General features: G+C 63.3%; 16 protein-coding genes. 5 read left to right on the top strand and 11 right to left on the bottom strand.

Annotated elements, in window-relative coordinates; all coding sequences use genetic code 11:
- Positions 1-145 precede the first annotated feature (145 nt).
- Entirely contained in the window at positions 146-601 is a 456-nt protein-coding gene (locus ASD63_RS08325) for an SRPBCC family protein (protein ID WP_034789805.1), read from the top strand.
- A 196-nt stretch (positions 602-797) separates the two neighbouring features.
- Positions 798-962: an intracellular growth attenuator family protein gene (locus tag ASD63_RS35425; protein ID WP_162253341.1), complete on the top strand. Its 165-nt coding sequence runs from the start codon at positions 798-800 to the stop codon at positions 960-962.
- A gap of 98 nt (positions 963-1,060) precedes the next feature.
- Here the strand turns inward: ASD63_RS35425 and ASD63_RS08320 are convergent, their stop codons facing one another.
- On the bottom strand, positions 1,061-3,130 hold the full coding sequence (locus ASD63_RS08320; RefSeq protein WP_060528985.1) for an ATP-dependent helicase: 2,070 nt from the start codon (positions 3,128-3,130) through the stop codon (positions 1,061-1,063).
- Between the two features lie 375 nt (positions 3,131-3,505).
- On the opposite strand from ASD63_RS08320, the gene ASD63_RS08315 reads away from it, so the two are divergent.
- Positions 3,506-3,685, top strand: a complete 180-nt coding sequence (locus ASD63_RS08315) for a hypothetical protein (RefSeq protein WP_034789801.1) — start codon at positions 3,506-3,508, stop codon at positions 3,683-3,685.
- Positions 3,686-3,892: 207 nt separating this feature from the next.
- Here the strand turns inward: ASD63_RS08315 and ASD63_RS08310 are convergent, their stop codons facing one another.
- The 9 genes from ASD63_RS08310 to hmpA form a co-directional block, all read right to left on the bottom strand.
- Complete coding sequence (locus tag ASD63_RS08310; protein WP_060528984.1) at positions 3,893-4,201, bottom strand: hypothetical protein; 309 nt, start codon at positions 4,199-4,201, stop codon at positions 3,893-3,895.
- A complete protein-coding gene (gene cysG, locus ASD63_RS08305) occupies positions 4,201-5,673 on the bottom strand; it encodes a siroheme synthase CysG (RefSeq protein ID WP_060528983.1) in 1,473 nt (490 codons plus the stop codon). Before cysG ends, ASD63_RS08310 begins: the two co-directional genes overlap by 1 nt.
- A complete protein-coding gene (locus tag ASD63_RS08300) occupies positions 5,645-8,302 on the bottom strand; it encodes a nitrate reductase (protein ID WP_060528982.1) in 2,658 nt (885 codons plus the stop codon). Before ASD63_RS08300 ends, cysG begins: the two co-directional genes overlap by 29 nt.
- A 2-nt stretch (positions 8,303-8,304) precedes the next feature.
- Positions 8,305-8,634, bottom strand: a complete 330-nt coding sequence (gene nirD, locus ASD63_RS08295; RefSeq protein ID WP_060529023.1) for a nitrite reductase small subunit NirD — start codon at positions 8,632-8,634, stop codon at positions 8,305-8,307.
- Positions 8,635-8,644: 10 nt separating this feature from the next.
- Complete coding sequence (nirB, locus tag ASD63_RS08290) at positions 8,645-11,095, bottom strand: nitrite reductase large subunit NirB (protein ID WP_060528981.1); 2,451 nt, start codon at positions 11,093-11,095, stop codon at positions 8,645-8,647.
- A gap of 17 nt (positions 11,096-11,112) precedes the next feature.
- On the bottom strand, positions 11,113-12,369 hold the full coding sequence (locus ASD63_RS08285) for a nitrate/nitrite transporter (protein WP_060528980.1): 1,257 nt from the start codon (positions 12,367-12,369) through the stop codon (positions 11,113-11,115).
- 325 nt (positions 12,370-12,694) lie between these two features.
- The gene (locus tag ASD63_RS08280; protein ID WP_034789783.1) at positions 12,695-13,909 is read right to left on the bottom strand and encodes a CmpA/NrtA family ABC transporter substrate-binding protein; all 1,215 of its coding nucleotides are present in this window, start codon (positions 13,907-13,909) and stop codon (positions 12,695-12,697) included.
- A complete protein-coding gene (locus ASD63_RS08275) occupies positions 13,906-14,508 on the bottom strand; it encodes an ANTAR domain-containing response regulator (protein ID WP_060528979.1) in 603 nt (200 codons plus the stop codon). Before ASD63_RS08275 ends, ASD63_RS08280 begins: the two co-directional genes overlap by 4 nt.
- 223 nt (positions 14,509-14,731) lie before the next feature.
- The gene (gene hmpA, locus ASD63_RS08270) at positions 14,732-15,946 is read right to left on the bottom strand and encodes an NO-inducible flavohemoprotein (RefSeq protein WP_060528978.1); all 1,215 of its coding nucleotides are present in this window, start codon (positions 15,944-15,946) and stop codon (positions 14,732-14,734) included.
- 318 nt (positions 15,947-16,264) lie between these two features.
- On the opposite strand from hmpA, the gene ASD63_RS08265 reads away from it, so the two are divergent.
- Complete coding sequence (locus tag ASD63_RS08265) at positions 16,265-16,744, top strand: Rrf2 family transcriptional regulator (protein ID WP_082572810.1); 480 nt, start codon at positions 16,265-16,267, stop codon at positions 16,742-16,744.
- Positions 16,745-16,853: 109 nt separating this feature from the next.
- Here ASD63_RS08265 and ASD63_RS08260 read toward each other — a convergent pair whose 3' ends face one another.
- Entirely contained in the window at positions 16,854-17,315 is a 462-nt protein-coding gene (locus tag ASD63_RS08260) for an Lrp/AsnC ligand binding domain-containing protein (RefSeq protein WP_089043044.1), read from the bottom strand.
- Between the two features lie 145 nt (positions 17,316-17,460).
- Here ASD63_RS08260 and ASD63_RS35420 point away from each other — a divergent pair, with 145 nt between their 5' ends.
- Positions 17,461-17,802, top strand: a complete 342-nt coding sequence (locus ASD63_RS35420) for a hypothetical protein (protein ID WP_162253340.1) — start codon at positions 17,461-17,463, stop codon at positions 17,800-17,802.
- The last annotated feature ends 40 nt before the right edge of the window (positions 17,803-17,842 follow it).

Genomic DNA, 17,842 nt, shown 5'->3' with positions numbered 1-17,842 from the left:
CCTATGGACAAGCCCTTTCCCGCCGCCGCGCTGCGCGCAAGTCAGGGGCGGACGGTGGCGCCGTCCGCCACGGCGGTCTATGATTGCGGCTGCCTGCAGAAGGACTCTCAGGCCGCAGGCAGGCCAATCAGCAAAGGGAAGACCGATGCCAGAAGCCCTCGTCGTCCGCCGCGAAGCGCATATTCCGGCGCCACCCGCCGCAGTGTTCGCTCTTTTGACCGACCCGGAAAAGATCCTGCGCTGGATGGGAACGGAGGCCGACACCAAGGCGGAGCCCGGCGGTCTCTATCTCGTTAACGTGACCGGGGCCCGCTTTGCCCGCGGGTCTTTCCGCGAGGTCGTGCCGGTGCATCGGCTCGCCTATAGCTTCGGCTGGGAAGGCAGCGACATTGTCCCGCCCGGCTCGAGCCTGATCGAGATCGACCTGATCGAGCAGCCGCCCGGAACATTGCTGCGCCTTACGCAAACGGGTCTGCCCAGCGCCGAACAATGCGCCGGCCATGCGGAAGGCTGGGCACATTATCTGGAGCGGCTGGGCCAGGTTGCGTCGGGCCGCGATCCAGGCCCCGATCCCTGGCTCGGCCGCGACGGCGCGGCTTGATGCAGACGTCCCTTGCTTGCCACGACTGGGCCTGAAGGCTTGACGACGGCGTTGGAATGCCATGTTGCTTGGGATTGGCGCGAACCTGCTTTCACATCTTATTGATGCCAAATCAGGACGTTAGGCGGCACATGTCATTGCGGTGCGCTGGCTGAACGCGCCGGGACATGTATGAGTTTACTCGGGATGGGAGCGAATGGACAACAACATCATCAAATTTGAACGACCAAAGCCGAAAAAGGAGGCGAAGCCGGCCAGCCCTGTGCCGCGGAAGGCGTTGATTTGGCTGGCACTGATAGCCGCCTTGGTTGCGGTGTGGTCGTACTATCAGTTTATCGCGCCGCCGAGCTTGCCAGGCTAACAACGCTACAGACCGGCGGTTGGCGAGCGGCACGCGCTCCTCGCTTGGTCTGTCTGCAGACACGAGCGCACAATTCGCGAGCTCGCCACCGCCTTCGCTCACTTCCACATGGAGCGCATGCGGGCGCCGACGTCGATGCGGATCTGCTTGGCGCTTCGCTCGCTGGCGCTTGCCGAGATCTTCGGCCAGCTCGTCGTCTCGAAAAACTGAAGCAATGTCGCCGGGATGAAGCGGGTTCGCGAGGCGTAGACATGCCGGTCGCCCTGGGCGTTCTGGCCGTGGGTGAAGAAGCGCTGCGGCGTCACCAGGGAGAGATGATCGCGTGCCCGTGTCATGCCGACATAGAGCAGCCGCCGCTCCTCTTCGAGTTCGGCAGTTGTACCCACGCCGAGATCGGACGGAATGCAGCCGTCGACGACGTTGAGCATGAAGACCGAGCGCCATTCCTGGCCCTTCGCCGAATGGATGGTCGACAGGATCAGATAGTCCTCGTCGAGCAGCGGCATGCCCGCCTGGTCGCTCGTGGCATCGGGCGGGTCAAGGGTCAGCTCGGTCAGGAAACGTTCGCGGTTCTGGTAGCCGCCGGCAATCTGCTCGAGCTGCAGCAGGTCGGCCTTGCGCGTGTCGGCGTCTTCATGGATCCGGTCAAGATGGGGCTCATACCAGGCGCGCGCAGCGCCAATCTCCTGCGGCCATCCAGGCTCGGCCCGTCGCAGACCGGACACCAGGTCGACGAAGCCGGTCCAGTTCTCGCCGGTCTTGGCGGGAGGCGGGATCTCAGCAAGAGCCGCGAGCGGTTCCGGATCGGCGGCGATCGCATCGAGGATCTTTCCAGCGGTCTGTGGGCCAATACCGGGCAGCATCTGCAGCAACCGGAAACCTGCGACGCGATCACGCGGGTTCTGCGCGAAGCGCAGGACTGCGAGCAGGTCCTTCACATGGGCGCTGTCGAGAAACTTCAGGCCACCGAATTTCACGAACGGAATGTTGCGGCGGGTGAGTTCGACTTCGAGCGTTCCGCTGTGATTGGACGAGCGAAAAAGCACCGCCTGCTGCTTCAAGGCGATACCGATCTCGCGGCCAGCGAGAACCTGCTCCACGATGTAGGCGGCCTGATCCGCTTCGTCCTTGACGGCGACGAGCAACGGGCGCTGCTCCGATTGCCTGTCCGTCCAGAGGTTCTTGGTAAATCGCTCCCGCGCCAGGCCGATCACGCCGTTCGCAGCGGCGAGGATCGGCTGCGTCGAGCGGTAGTTCCGGTCGAGGGTGATGACGTCGGCAGGCTCGGGCGAAAAGGCGTTCGGGAAATCGAGAATATTGCGAACCGTCGCAGCCCTGAAAGAATAGATCGACTGGGCGTCGTCGCCAACGACCGTCAATCCGTGGCCGCCGGGTCTGAGCGACATCAGGATCGACGCCTGCAGCCTGTTGGTGTCCTGATACTCGTCGACAAGAACATGATCGAAGCGTCCGCCGATATCTTCGGCAAGCTCCGGATCGGAAACCATCTGCGCCCAGTAGAGCAGGAGATCGTCATAATCGAGCACGTTCTGCGCCTGTTTGGCATCGACGTAAGCCGCAAACAGCGCCTTGAGCTGTTCGTCCCAGCCGGTGACCCAGGGATAGGCCGACTTCAATACGTCGCCAATCGAGCTTTCGGAGTTCACGACGCGCGAATAGATCGAAAGGCACGTTCCCTTTGTCGGAAACCGGCTTTCCGTCTTCGAGAAGCCGAGCTCGTGGCGCACGAGGTTCATCAAATCGGCGCTGTCCTCCCGGTCGTGGATCGTAAAATCCGGGCCGAGACCGATTTGTTCGGCGTAGATGCGCAGGATCCGGGCGCCGATGCCATGGAAGGTGCCGGCCCAGGAGAGCGCGTCCGTCATGACTGCAGCGTTGTCGCCAAGGACCTGGCGGCAGATGCGCGCGACCCGGCGGGTCATCTCGGCTGCTGCGCGTCGAGAAAAGGTCATCAGCAGAATGCGGCGCGGATCGGCACCGTTGACGATGAGATGCGCGACACGGTGGGCGAGGGTATTCGTCTTGCCGGAGCCGGCACCGGCGATGATGAGAAGCGGACCGCCGACCTGTCCTTCCGGCAAGCCGATACCGTGCTCGACCGCCTCACGCTGGCGGTCATTGAGTTTTTCGAGATAGGCGGCGCTCATGCGTTCCCGTTCGTTTTCGTCGCACTCAGTCACTGCCCGCATCGATTTGCATCCAAGAGACGTGCAGGAACAAAGAAAGAACTAGCAATTTAGCATCCAGATGAAAACCCTGACGTCGCCGAGTTTTCGCTCCTGCAACGTCGGAATGTCACTCTTCCAAGGTTTTGATGACCTGCGAGATCGCCGATGGGCTTGATTGCTGCAGGTAAGGCCAATCGGCCCTGGATCGAGATCTGTCGCGGGTGATCGCCGGCTTGTCGATCGGCCTATACCTATGGCTGTGCGCCGCACGAAGAACGCGCGACGGCTTGTGGCCTTATATAGTAGATTAGAAATATGCTCCGCTCCTGCGTCCACTCGAAAGAGGAAGAGCACATGGACGAACGGAGCGTTGAAAATACCTGCGAGGCCACCGGCTCGACCGCCGAATTGCAGGAGATTGCGCGCAAGCTGGCGTCGCTCGCCCAAGAGATCAGGTCAATTGCAGCGACCCCGCTCGGCGAGACGGTCGTACTCGACGAAAGCGGCGATGGATCGGAAACGGCAGTCGACTGATGTCGGCCGCGGGGCCAGCGGCTTTACTTGTTCGGTACAGGCATTCATTCCTCAATTGGGGGATGGCCGTGATCTGCCTGCGCGCTTAGAACCAGCCCACGGTGGCGACCTTGGGATATTCGGGACGTCGATACGAGGCGACGCCTTCGAATATCCCTTGGCGCGTCAGCAGACGCTGGTGTCTGTTCAGGGGCAGCATTGAGCTCGTCACGCCACGACCGTCATCGTCATTTCTATGTAGGCGGCAAGGCACAGGGCTGAAGCTAAGATGCCCGGCGTTGAAGGCACGGCTTGCATTATTTTCGCGAAGAACATACCGCCGGCGATGAGCAATCCGCCGAAAAGCAGACCGTGTTCTGCAACAGCGAGGCCGATGGCGCAGAGGTTCACGGCACTCGCAACCATGGTGAGGGGCGCTGCGGCCAGCGCAGCGTTCGATTGAGCCAGGAAGATGAGCCTGAAACGCGGCCAGCTGAGGCCGATGGCGAGAACGATGAACACCAGGGACATGCCCATCAGCATGCTCCGGCGAGAGTGCGCTCGATCGATCCGGCCTGCTTGTCTCGGGCCGAAAACACGTCGCCGACAGCGATGAGGACCGGGTTGTCGTAGCCGATCTCCCCTATGCCCTCCGGGATTGTGGCGAGCATGCCGCGCCAGCTGCGTTCCGTCGGACGGCTGACATCGCTCATGATCACGGCCGGTGTTTCAGGTGAACGGCCTTCGCCGATAAGCTTTTCGGCAATCAGCCCCGCCGTTCGGCCACCCATGTAAAAGACCGCCGTGCTGCGCGGATCGGCAATGCCTGCCCAGTCGACATCATCGGGCAGGCCGCCGTGGCGGGAATGACCGGTCACCAGCCGAAGCGACTGGGCATAGTCGCGATGGGTCAGCGACAGACCGAGACGGGAGGCCATGGCGCTTGCGGCAGTGATGCCGGGGATAACGTCGACGGGAATGTTCTCGCGGTCGAGATGGGCGATTTCCTCGCCGGCCCGGCCGAAAACCATGGGGTCGCCGGATTTCAGCCGCACCACGCGTTTCCCAGCCTTGGCGAGCTTGACCATCATGGCGTTGATGTCTTGCTGCCGGCAGCTTTCGCGGCCGCCGCGCTTTCCGACGAGCATGCGCTTTGCCTCCCGCCGGGCGAGTTCGAGCACGTCTGAAGAAACGAGGTCGTCGAAAAGGATGACATCGGCCGCTTGCAGCGCGCGCACGGCCTTCAGCGTCAGGAGTTCGGCATCGCCCGGTCCCGCGCCGACCAAAGTCACGTGACCGATGGCGGGGGCTCCCGCGAGCCTTTCGGCATCAGCAAGAAGCACCCCGCCTACGCCCTCCTCCGGCGTATCCATGGTCGAAAAGACGCGATCGGCAAAACGTTCCCAGAAGAGGCGGCGCCGGGGACCGGGTTCGATCCGGCGGTTCACCGCTCCACGAAGAGACTGGGCCAGCGCTGCCCAGGCCTTCAGGCTTTTCGGCAGCAGCGTCTCGATCTTGCGGCGGATCGTCTGGGCGAGGATCGGGGCGGCGCCATCGGTCGAGATCGCAACGATGACGGGCGAGCGGTTGACGATCGAGCCGAACTGGAACTCGCAGAAGTCCGGCTGGTCGATGACGTTGACCGGAACGCCCGCCGCGCGGGCGGCGGCGAAGAATGCCCGCGCCTCCGCCTGGTCCTCGCAATCGCCGACGGCGAGCGCGGCACCGTCAAGATCGGCGGACGCCCAGTGCCGGCGGTTTAGCGTGACGCTGGCGGTGGGGTGTTGCGGGGTACGGCCGGCAAATGTCGCGAGCGTCTCGTCGTTCCCTTCAGCGTAAAGGTCGACGCGGGCGCCGCAGGCGGCCAGAAGCTCGGCCTTCCACATCGCTCCGTCCGTTGCACCGGCCACCACGACGCGCCGGCCCTCCAGCGCCCAGAAGACGGGCAGCTTGGCGAGCGCCTCCATGCGGGCGGGTCCGTCACTCTGCGGCTGCTGCAAGACATCCATCGATGATCCCCCTGATTTCGGCGCGGCACGAGCCGCAATTGGTTCCGGCATTGAGCGCCACGCCGACGGCCTCGACGCTGTGGCAACCGCCGCGTACGGCCGCGACGATCTGGTTGACGCCAACACCGAAGCAGGAGCAGACGGTGGCGCCGGGATCCGGCTTGTCCGCCCCCGGACGGCCCGCGACGAGCGCGAAGCGCTTGCGCAGATTGGCGTGGTCAGCGCCGAGTTGTGCGATCGCCCAGTTGCGCGCGACGGCGACCGGTTCGCGCGCTAGGAAGAAGGCCGCGAGAAGCTGCGGACCATCGAAGAAGGCGAGCCTGATGTCGCCGGTCTGTGCATCCGCATAGCCGAGCGGCTCTACGCCTTGCGGGATCGCAAGAACGCGGCGGCACCAGCCGGCCCAGTCGTCCACCGGCTCGGCAAAAGCCAGTTCCAATCGCCAGCCGCCAGCCGCCTTCGCCAGCGCCCAATAGGCAGCATCCGGATCGACCGGCTTTGCTAGCGAGACAGCGAAGGCGTAGTGCGTCGCCTTGAACTTTCGCGCGGCGACCGCAATGTTCTTCGATGCCGGCTGGCCGGAAAGACGATCGGTGATGGGCGGCACGAGGACATCGATGCGTGCCTTCGCCGCAAACTGGTCGTTCCAGTGCATCGGCGCGAAGATGCTGCCGCGCGCCTGGCGCTCGGTGATGAGCGCACGTACGAACGCCTTGCCCTCAGGGCTTTCAATCTCGATAAGGTCGGCGTTGCCGACGCCGATCTCCATCGCATCACGCGGGTGCAGTTCCGCAAACGGTTCGGCGATATGGGCCGAGAGGCGCGCGCTTTTGCCTGTGCGGGTCATCGTGTGCCACTGGTCGCGAATGCGGCCGGTGTTGAGCGTGTACGGGTAATCGGCATTGGTGCGATCGGTCTCTGCCGGGCGAACGGCCACGAACCGGCCTCTGCCGTCAGCGTGATAGAAGTTGCCCGCCGCAAAGAAACGGCTTTCGGCGCGCTTCTGGCCTTCCCGTTGGGGCCACTGGAAGGGCGTCAGCCCGTCGTAGTCCTCAAGCGCAAGATCGGCATAGGCGCCAATGTCGAAATCGCGGCTGCCGGCATTTTCGAAGGCCGAGAGCGCGGCATGTTCGCGGAAGATCGCGGCGGGCGCTTCGTAGGCGAAAGCATCGGTATGGCCCAGGCGGCGACCGACCTCGGCCAGTTGCCACCAGTCCGCCCGGGCTTCTCCCGGTGCGGCGAGGAACGCCCGCTGGCGCGAGATGCGGCGTTCGGAATTGGTGACCGTGCCGCTCTTTTCCCCCCAACCGAGCGACGGCAGCAGCACATGCGCGTGGCGGGCGGTATCAGTTTCTTTCAGGATGTCGGAAACCACGACGAAGGGACAGGCCCTGATCGCGGCCTCGACGGCGTCGGCATCCGGCATCGAGACGACGGGGTTCGTTGCCATGATCCAGAGCGCCTTGACGCGACCGTCTGCCACCGCCCGGAAGAGATCGACGGCCTTGAGCCCCGGCTTTTCGGCAATCTTTGGCGAACGCCAGAAGCGCTGGACGCGATCGCGATCACCGGCATCTTCGATCGCCATGTGTGCTGCGAGCATGTTCGCAAGCCCGCCGACCTCGCGGCCGCCCATCGCATTCGGCTGCCCCGTCAGCGAGAACGGCCCCATGCCCGGCCGGCCGATGCGACCGGTCGCAAGGTGACAGTTGAGGATCGCGTTGACCTTGTCGGTGCCCGAAGACGACTGGTTGACGCCTTGGCTGTAGCAGGTCACGACCTTCTCGGTTGTCGAAAACAGCCGGTAGAATTCGCGCAACTGCATCGCCGGAAGACCGGTCCGCTCGAGCACGTCGTCGAACGAAACACCGCCCGCTGCGAGCAAGGTATCACCGAAGCCGGCCGTATGCGCCGCGACATAGTTCTGGTCGACGGCATTGCTGGAAACCAGATGTGAGAACAGCCCGACGAAGAGCGCCACATCGGCGTCGGGCCGGATCGCGAGATGCAGGTCTGCGATATCGGCCGTCATGGTGCGGCGCGGATCGATGAGAACGATTTTGAGGCCCGGCCGTTTCGCCTTGGCGGCGGCAAGGCGCTGGTAGAGGACGGGGTGGCACCAGGCGAGGTTCGATCCGGTGAGTACGACCAGATCGGCCAACTCCAGATCCTCATAGGTCCCGGGTACCGTATCCGAACCGAAGGCACGGCGATGACCGGCAACCGACGAGGACATGCAGAGACGTGAATTGGTATCGATGTTGGCGGAGCCGACAAAACCCTTCATCAGCTTGTTGGCGACGTAGTAGTCTTCGGTGAGCAACTGGCCGGAGACGTAGAAGGCGACCGAATCTGGGCCGTGCTCGGCAATCGTTTCCGCAAAGCGCGTAGCGACAAGGTCGAGGGCTTCGTCCCAGCCAGCCTGGCATCCGCCGATCTCCGGATGCAGCAGCCGACCGTCGAGGTCGAGGGTCTCGGCGAGTGCGGACCCCTTGGAGCACAGCCTGCCGAAATTGGCGGGATGGTCGGCATCGCCGCGCACGGCGACGGCGCCGTTGTCATCGACCGTCGCGATGACCCCGCAGCCGACGCCGCAATAGGGACAGGTGGTCTTGACCTCCTTTTCCATGGTCATTCCGCCGCAATCAGCAGGCTTTCGAGCGCAATGAACAGCGCGCCGCCGTCCATACGCACCGGAATGGTGCGCACCGCGCCTTCGTCGGCCCCGAGCGCCTTGCCGGTTTCGAGCGAGATCGCCCAATTGTGCAAGGGGCAGGTGACCGCCTTCGCGTGGACGATGCCTTGCGACAGCGGCCCGCCCTTGTGCGGGCAATGGTCCTCGATGGCGAAGACCTCGTTTTCGGCTGTGCGGAAGACGGCGATCTTGCCCTGAGGCGTCTTCACGCAGCGCGCGCCTCTCAGCGGAATGTCCGAGATGTCGCCGATCGGGTGCCAGGTCATGTTCATCATCTCACTCCGCAGCTTGGGGGAAGCCGACCGTCGCCATCGGTCGGAACTCGTGTTTGTCCTTGCCGGAGACGCGCTCCGACCAGGGGTCGACCTGGGCGAATTTCTGGCTGAAGACGAAGCGGTCGAAATAGGCCTTGCGCTTGTCCGCATCGTCCATGATCTGGCGGCGGATCTCGTCGAGGCCGACGCGTTTCGCCCATTTGTAGATGCGCTCGAGATAACGCGCCTGCTCGCGGTACATCTGCGTCAGCGCCACGATATGCTCCAGCGCCTCGTCCTCGCTTTTCACCAGGCCCAGGACCTCGGTGCCCTTGATGTCGAGCCCGGCAGCACCGGCGAAATGGATCTCGAAGCCCGAGTCGACGCAGATGACGCCGATGTCCTTGCAGGTGGCCTCCGCGCAATTGCGCGGACAGCCGGAAACCGCCATCTTCAGCTTGGCGGGCGTCCAGGAACCCCACATGAACTTTTCGATCCGGATGCCAAGCCCGGTGGAATCCTGCGTGCCGAAGCGGCACCAGTCCGAGCCGACGCAGGTCTTCACCGTGCGCAGACCCTTGGCATAGGCTTGGCCCGAGATGAAACCGGCCTTGCCGAGATCGGCCCAGACGGCAGGTAGGTCTTCCTTTTCGATCCCGAGCAGGTCGATGCGCTGGCCGCCGGTCACCTTCACCAGCGGAATTTCGAACTTGTCGACCACGTCGGCGATGGCCCGCAGCTCGCCGGAATTGGTGACCCCACCCCACATGCGCGGCACGACGGAATAGGTGCCGTCCTTCTGGATGTTGGCGTGAACGCGCTCGTTGATGAAGCGCGACTGGTAGTCGTCGGCATATTCGTCCGGGAAATCGCAGACGAGGTAGTAGTTGAGCGCCGGGCGGCACTTGGCGCAGCCGCAGGAGGTCTTCCATTCCAGCTCCTGCATGACCGCGGGAATGGTCTTCAGGCCCTTGGCCTTGATCAGCCGACGTACGTCGTCGTGGCCGAGATCGGTGCAGCCGCACATCGGCTGGACGGCGGCCGGACTGTAGCTCTCGCCGAGCGTCAGCGTCATCAGCTGTTCGACAAGGCCGGTACAGGAGCCGCAGGAGGCCGATGCCTTGGTGTGGGCGCGCACCTCGTCGAGCGACGTCAGGCCCTTGTCGGCAATCGTGGAAACGATCTTACCCTTGCAAACGCCGTTGCAGCCGCAGATTTCCGCATCATCCGGCAAGGCTGCAACGGCCGCCATAGGGTCCAGCGGAACACCTCCCTGGAAGGCCTGGCCGAAGATCAGGGTCTGGCGCATCTCGGAGACGTCGGTCTCCTTCTTCTTCAGATCGTTGAACCAGGCGCCGTCGGATGTCTCGCCATAGAGCACGGTGCCGATGATGCGGTTGCCCTTCAGCACCAGCCGCTTGTAGACGCCGGCCGTGGCGTCGCGCAGGACGATCTCCTCGCGGTCGTCGCCATCGGCAAAGTCGCCGAGCGAGAAAAGTTCGATGCCGGTGACCTTGAGCTTGGTCGGCGTGTCGGAATGGACAAATGCGGCGGAGCGGTCGCCAGCCAGATGCGAGGCGGCGACACGGGCCATCTCGTAAAGCGGCGCGACGAGGCCATAGACCATGCCGCCCACTTCCGCACATTCGCCGAGCGCCCAGATGCGGCCATCCGAGGTCTGCATGCCCTGGTCGACGACGATGCCACGGTTGATCGCAAGGCCGGCCTCCTTCGCAAGGCCGACACTCGGCCGAATGCCGACGGCCATGACGACGAGCGTCGCCGGAATGATGCGGCCGTCGTCGAGCTCGATGCCCTCGACCCTGCCGTTGCCGACGATCGCCTTGGTGTTGGCCTTGCAGATGATCTTGATGCCGCGGCCTTCCAGCTCCTTCTCAAGGAGATAGCCGGCGGCCGGATCGAGCTGACGGTCCATCAGCGTCGGCATCACGTGAAGAACGGTTACGTCCATGCCGCGACCGGCAAGGCCGGCGGCCGCTTCAAGGCCGAGCAGGCCGCCGCCGATGACGACGGCCTTTTCGCGCGACTGGGCAGCGAGCAGCATGGCCTGCACGTCATCGAGATCGCGATAGGTGATGACGCCGGGCAGGTCCTTGCCGGGCACCGGCAGGATGAAGGGCACCGAACCGGTCGCGATCACCAGCTTGTCATAGCTTTCGGTCACGCCATGGTCGGAGGTCACGGTTTGGGCATCGCGGTCGATCGCGACGATGCGATGACCCTTGTAAAGCGTGATGCCGTGTTTGATGTACCAGCCGTCGCCGTGGATGATGATCTCTTCGTAATCCTTTTCGCCCGACAGCACCGGCGACAGCATGATGCGGTCGTAGTTGACGCGTGGTTCGGCGTTGAAAATGGTCACGTCGTAGCGCCCGGGCGCCTTTTCCAGCAGGTGCTCCAGCATGCGCCCCGGCGCCATGCCATTGCCGATGATGACGAGTTTCTCGGTCATGGTCTGTCCTTGTCTGTTTACGCGGCAGCAGCCGTCGACAGGGTGAGCGCGCGGCGTTCCATCTGGCGGATCGAAAGATGCATCCACAGGAGCGATGCGACGACGACGGCAAAGAGAAGCAGGAAGCAGCTCGACCACAGGCCGGTCGCGTCCTTGAGCAGGCCGAAGGCGATCGGCAGCACGAAGCCCCCGAGCCCGCCGACCATGCCGACGATGCCGCCGACCGCCCCGACGTTTTCCGGGTAATAGGCCGGGATGTGCTTGTAGACGGCGGCCTTGCCAAGGCTCATGACGAAGCCGAGCACGAAGACCGTGACGATGAAGACGGCAGGCGTAATGCCGAAGCCGTGGCCCTCGCCGGCAGCCGGCAGCGACAGGATCAGTGTTGCCACCGCCGAGATGCCGAGCATCCAGTACATGACGCTGCGCGCGCCCTTGCGGTCGGAAAGCACGCCGCCGAAGGCACGGAAGACGCTGCCGGGGATGGAGTAGGCGGCTGCGACCATGCCGGCCACGGCGATATCGAAGCCGTAGACGCCGACGAGATAACGCGGCAGCCACAGCGAGAGGGCGACGAAACCGCCGAAGGCGAAGAAATAGTAGAGCGAGAAACGCCAGACCTGGGCGTTCTTCAGCGGTGCGAACTCCTGGAGCAGGCTGCGCTTTGGCAGCTGGCGCTCGCGGCGGCTGCGGAAGGCCGGATCGTCGCTTGTCGTGAACCAGAAGACGAGTGCCGTGACGACGAGTGCGGCCGCCCAGATCTCGGCAACCGTCTGCCAGCCCCAGGCAATGAGGACGAAGGGCGCCAGGAATTTCGTCACCGCCGCGCCGACATTGCCGGCGCCGAAGATGCCAAGCGCCGTGCCCTGCTTTTCCGGCGGAAAGAAGGGCGAGACATAGGCGACGCCGACCGCGAAAGAGCCGCCGGCAAGACCGATGCCGAGGCCGGCGAGCAGCATCTGCGGATAGGTGGTGGCGTAGGTGAGCAGAAAAGTCGCAAGGGCTGCGGCCAGCATCGTCAGCGTATAGACGAGGCGCCCGCCGTAGCGCCCGGTCCAGACGCCGAGCAGGATGCGCACCAGTGAACCGGTGAGGATGGGCGTGCCAACCAGCAGGCCGAACTGCGCTTCGGTGAGCGCGAGGTCCTGCTTGATGCGGATGCCGATGATGGCGAAGATCGTCCAGACGGCGAAACAGATGGTGAAGGCAAAAGTGGACATCCACAAAGCCGTGGCGGGTTCGCTGGCGGATAATGGCTGCTTGTTCTCAGACATGGCTTCTCCGAGGCCCGACAAGGTCGTGCCGCTCCATCTTGGGGGTGAAAAACAAAAAGCCGCTGGCCAGGTATGCCCGACACGGTTCGCTCCGTGTGCGCAGTCCTGATCAGCGGCTTTGCTGGTAGGGCGCCCGTCGTTGGACACCGATCTCTTGGCCCGAGGGCCTGAGAATATAAAAGCAATCAGCGTGCCAGTTTTGGCAAGCTATTGATCTAAAAGAAAAAGTGAAATCGTCGGCCTGGCGTCATCCCGGTGGGTGACATTCCTTGGTGCAGTGCGAAGCCATTTTTTGTGCAATGCGCATAAATTAGGCGTCGCGCATTCAGCCTGCAGACTGGGCAGCGATGTAGGCATCGAGGTCGTCGGGATCGAAGCGTCCGCCATCGAAGAAACCATCCGGCCCGAGCGTCAGCGCGCCCGATGAGCCGACTGGGGTTTCGACGGTCAAGGCGCCTTCCACCTTGGCGCTTGCCGACGGCATGGCGATACCAAGGTGCTTCAATGCGGCGCGGTAGATGTCCGGCCGGTAGGTTTCCGCGGCGATGCGCTGGCGCTCTGCCGCATGCTCGATCTGCCGCCAGCGCACCATCTGGGTGTAGAACCAGAGGGCATGGCTCTTCCAGGGGAAGGTCGCCGCCTTGGCATTCGGAACGAAGAAATCTCTGACCACCCGGACCTCACCGCCGCCGACCGGCAGCGTGCCTTTGAGGGCGGGAAGAAGCAGTTCGGCGTCGCGCCCCACATAGGCAGGCTTTGCCAGAAGGGTCGCGAGTGCCTCGTGGTTATCCGGGCGGGCGCACCAAATTGACGCCTGATGAAGCGCCACGAGCAGGGCGGCCATCGCCTCCGGGTTGGCCTCCCCCCACTTTGCGTTGACGCCAAGCACCTTCTCGGGGCTCGACCGCCAGATCGCCGCCTTGACGGTGGCGAGATGTGCGCCGCGGCGAAGCACGCCGAAGGTGTTCCAGGGCTCGCCGGCGCAATAGCCGTCGATCACGCCTTCGGCGAGCGCATCGCCCATGTCGGGTGGCGGCAGCACGACGATCTCGATATCACGGTCCGGATCGATGCCGCTCGCCGCCAGCCAGTAGCGCAGTTCGTAATTGTGCCCGGAATAGGGATGCACGACGGCAAAACGCAGCGGCGCGCCCGCCTGCGCATCGATCGCCTTGCGCAGGGCTGCACCGTTCGCGCGCGCATCGAGATCCGTGGTCGCGCCGTTTTCCGCCATCCTTTGCCAGAGCGCCGGAGACACCGTCACCGCATTGCCGCCGAGACCCAGCGACATCGGCACGATCATTTCAGGGGCAGGCACATTGAGGCCGAGATTGCCGGCGATCGGCATGGGACCGAGAATATGCGCCACATCGACATGGCGAACCGCAAGCCGGTCGCGGATGCTTGCCCAGGAGCGTTCGCGCAGCAGGGTCAGGTCGATCCCCTGTTCTTCGGCAAAGCCCATCTCGCGGGCGACAACGAGCAGGGCGCTGTCGAGGAGCGGCACGAAACCGGCGGTGATGGCGTGGCGCGTCGTCATTCCTTTCCTCCCGGATCGAGCAGGCTTGCCGCCGTGACGAGGCTTTGGGCGATGTCGACGATCTTGCGGTTCTGGTTCATCGCCGTGCGGCGCAGCAGCGCATAGGCCTCTTCCTCGGAGAGCCCGCGCGAGCGCATCAGGAGGCCCTTGGCGCGGTCGATCACCTTGCGGTTTTCCAACTCGCCGCGGGTTTCTTCCAGCTCGCGGTTGAGGCGGGAGAATGCATTGAAGCGGCTGATCGCCATCTTCAGGATGGGGCGCACCCGTTCCTGCTTCAGACCGTCGACGATATAGGCCGAGACCCCGGCCTCGACAGCCGCCTCGATGGAGGCCTCGTCGGACTTGTCGACGAACATCGCGATCGGGCGCTTCACCGCGCGCGAAAGCTGGAAGATGCTTTCCAGCATGTCGCGGTTCGGGTTTTCGAGATCAATCACGATGACGTCGGGATTGAGGTCCGCGATGCGTCGCGCCAGGCCGTGCATATTGTCGATGACGGTCACATGGTCATAGCCCGCGTCGCGCAGTCCGTCCTCGATGATGGCGGCGCGGATGCGATTCTCGTCGATGACCAGGACGTTTAGTCTGCTGTACTGCATGCCACGACCGCATTCTGACCAAGCTTGACCTGCCGTGTCGGCTCTTTTTGCAATGCAGCATGGCGGGTCCGAAAGCAAGGGTGATCTTTCGGATGGCGTTCACGCACAGGCGGGACTGCCAGATACTCGGCGTAGATCGACATGCCGCGGCGCGAGCGCCGCGCTGCGGCAATGAGGAGATCAAGCTCTTCCACGGTCCGTGAAAGTGCCGACCGAAGGCATTTTAGGCTGCAATGAGTTCGTCGGATGGGCCGAAGAACTCATAGTGGACCCGCTCGCTGGAAACGCCTTCCCTGGCAAGAGCCGGGACGAGCGCACGAAGGAACGGTTTGGGGCCACAGAGATAGAATTCGGCATTAGCGATCGGCGTGTGCTTGCGAAGCCATTCCGCGGTGATGAAGCCATCGAAGTCGTGCGACAGCCCCACCGCATCCCCGTTCGCCGGCGCGCTATAGAAGCTGCTGATCGTGATCTTGCCATGTGCATCGGCGAGTTCGCGAACATGCCGATCCATGGCATGCGTGCCGCTGTTCAGCGCGCCGTGGACGAAGTGCGCCTCGAGGTTCGGATGTTCCTCGGCGATCGTCTCGAGAATACTGACCATGGGGGTCAGGCCGACGCCACCCGACAGCAATACGACAGGTGCTTCCGGCGCTTCAGGGAGGAAGAAGTCGCCGGCCGGCGGGGTCGCGCTCAAGACCGTGCCGACGGTCGCCTGATCGTGGAGATATCGGGATCCGCCTTGCCCGTGCGCCTCGCGCTTTACCGAGATGCGGTAGAAGCTGTCGTTCGGCCCGCTGGAGATCGAGTAGTTGCGCTTCATCTCCAGGCCATTGTCCAGTTGGAAGCGAAACGTCAGATATTGGCCGGGTCTGTGGCGCGCAACGCGACCGCCGTCCTTGGGTTTCAGGATAAACGAGGTGACGACGTCGCTCTCGCGAACTTTTGAGGCGATGACGAAATCTCTCCAGCCGTTCCAACCGCCCGAGCGCTCCATCAGTTCGCCGCGTATGGCGGTCTCGCGCTCCTTGAGAATATCGGCCAGGAACCAATAGGCCTCGCCCCATGCGTTGAGGAGCTCAGGGGTCGCCGCACTCCCGAGCACATCCTCGACGGCGGCGAGAAGAGCCTTGGCTACAAAGGGATAGTGCTCTGGAAGGATATGGTAGCCGATGTGCTTGTGGGCGATCCGTTCGACCACCGGGCCAAGCACGCCGAGATTATCGATGTTCTGCGCATAGGCCAGAATGGCGGCGGCAAGCGCGTTAACCTGTGAACCGCCTTCGCCCTGATTGGCGTGGTTGAACAGCGCGAAGATATGATCGTCACGGAAGAGGCGGGCATACATGCTCTTCGTGATTTCCGTTCCGTGGGCCGCGAGCGCCGGAGCGCTGGCTTTCACGATCTGGACAGTCTCGGGGGAGAGTGGTTTCGGCATGATTTTTCCTTTCGGTGGGACGTATCAGTGGGGGCAGGTTGGTGATCCTGGAAATGCAGCCGGCAATTCACCGGGCCCGGTGATCGGGAACTGTGTCCCAATCTCTCGCGGCCGCGAATCCCGCGCTCAAAATCCTGTTAATGCGGACTTCGCCCTGGAAGCATTCGACGATCATCCTGATCTCAGCTCCGGCTACCGTTCGCGCGTTCATCGCAAATGACCCTTAAAGATGTATCTAAAATGCATCTATTCGCTTGCGATCAAAGATGCTAATCAAATGCATGTTTTTTGAACGGACTTTTTGACGCAGATCCCGCGATGAGGCTCACGAAATACACCGACTATGCGATGCGCCTGATGATCTATCTGGGCTCCCAGCCCACTGGGCTCAGCTCCATCCGGGAGATATCCGATACCTTCTCGGTCTCGCAGAACCATATGATGAAAGTGGTTCAAGACCTCGCGAATGCGGGGTTTCTGGAGGCTGTACGCGGCCGGAACGGCGGTATCAGGCTCGCTAGGGCTGCGAACGAAATCAATCTCGGCGCTCTCCTCCGGCACACGGAGGAGTTGTCCGATCTGATCGATTGCCGAGGTTGCCGCATCGCTCCGGCCTGCAGCCTGCCGTCCGTCCTTTCGGAAGCCACGGCCGCCTTCGTCGCGGTCTTCGACAAGTACACGCTCGCGGATCTCGTCGAAAAACGCTCGACGCTCGGCGTGCTCCTGGGTTTCCGGGCAGCGTTGCCGGGCGAAGATTGCAGCCCGCGCGCGTTAGGTCGCCAGTCGCTCGAGGAATAATAACGCCCGGCACCCCAATGACTCGCCGCGGCCTGCTACTTCACGTCCGATTTGAGGTTGCGCCGCTTTGCTGGGGCGAACCTGGCAGTGGCCGGAGCCCGCCTGAGCATCAGATCGGTAGCAGCGCGTCCGGCTTGACGTCGCCGACCGAGGCGTAGGTGTGCGTCTCCCTGACGCCGGGCAGGGGCAAAATCACCCGTTCGAGAAAATCCTGGAACAGCGACATGTCGGCAATGCGCGCCTTCACCAGATAGTCGAACCCGCCGATCACCATGTGGCATTCCAGAACTTCCGGCGCCTTTGCAACCGCGTCAGAGAAGCGCTCGAAGATATGCGGGGCGGTATGGTCGAGGCGCACCTGGATGAAGACGACGGTGCCCCGGCCGATCTTCTTCGGATCGAGGATCGCTCGCACGGCCTTCACGTAACCCTCGCGGAAGAGGCGCTTCACGCGCTGGCTCGTGCCCGTTGGCGACAGGCCGACACGCTCTGCCAGCTCCAGTGTGGTCCGCCGGCCATCTTCCTGCAGCAATCTCAACAAGGTGCGATCGATGGTGTCGAGGCCTGCAATTTCGTTCTTCACGCTATTTTGTCCATGAAAGAGTGATAATCGCTTAGATTCATTGAAATCAGTGTATTTTGACGCGGCCGTTCGCGCAATACGGTGCTTCTGTCGAAGCCGCCGGGTAAGGCTTCCGCAATGTGGAGAGACGGGCGTGCAAAGTGTTACGATGGGGGAGGGCGACCGCAGCCGGCGGCTGGCGATATGGGCAGGGGTGGCGGTCGTCGCAATCACCACCTTACAGTTTGTGGCCGCCCGGTTCAGTCTGCGCGAGCATCTGACCGCCGCCGACATCGTCACCTTGCGGTTCTCTGGCGCCGCCCTGGCCTTCCTGCCGGTGTTCCTCAGCGTCGGCTTGCCGAAGTTGATGCAGCTTGGCTGGCGCAAGGCAACCGTGCTGGCGCTGCTGACGGGGCTGCCCTATCCGCGCTCATCATCAACCAGGGACTTTCGCTGGCACCGGTCGCCCATGCGGCAGCACTCTCTCCCGCCGTAATCGTCTTCTTCTCGTTCCTGTTTTCCCGTCTCGTCTTCAA

The sequence above is a fragment of the Ensifer sp. Root558 genome (assembly GCF_001427045.1).
GTDB lineage: Bacteria > Pseudomonadota > Alphaproteobacteria > Rhizobiales > Rhizobiaceae > Ensifer > Ensifer adhaerens.
Note: the sequence above shows the minus strand (reverse complement) of the source record. Positions and strands in the feature narration are given on the sequence as shown.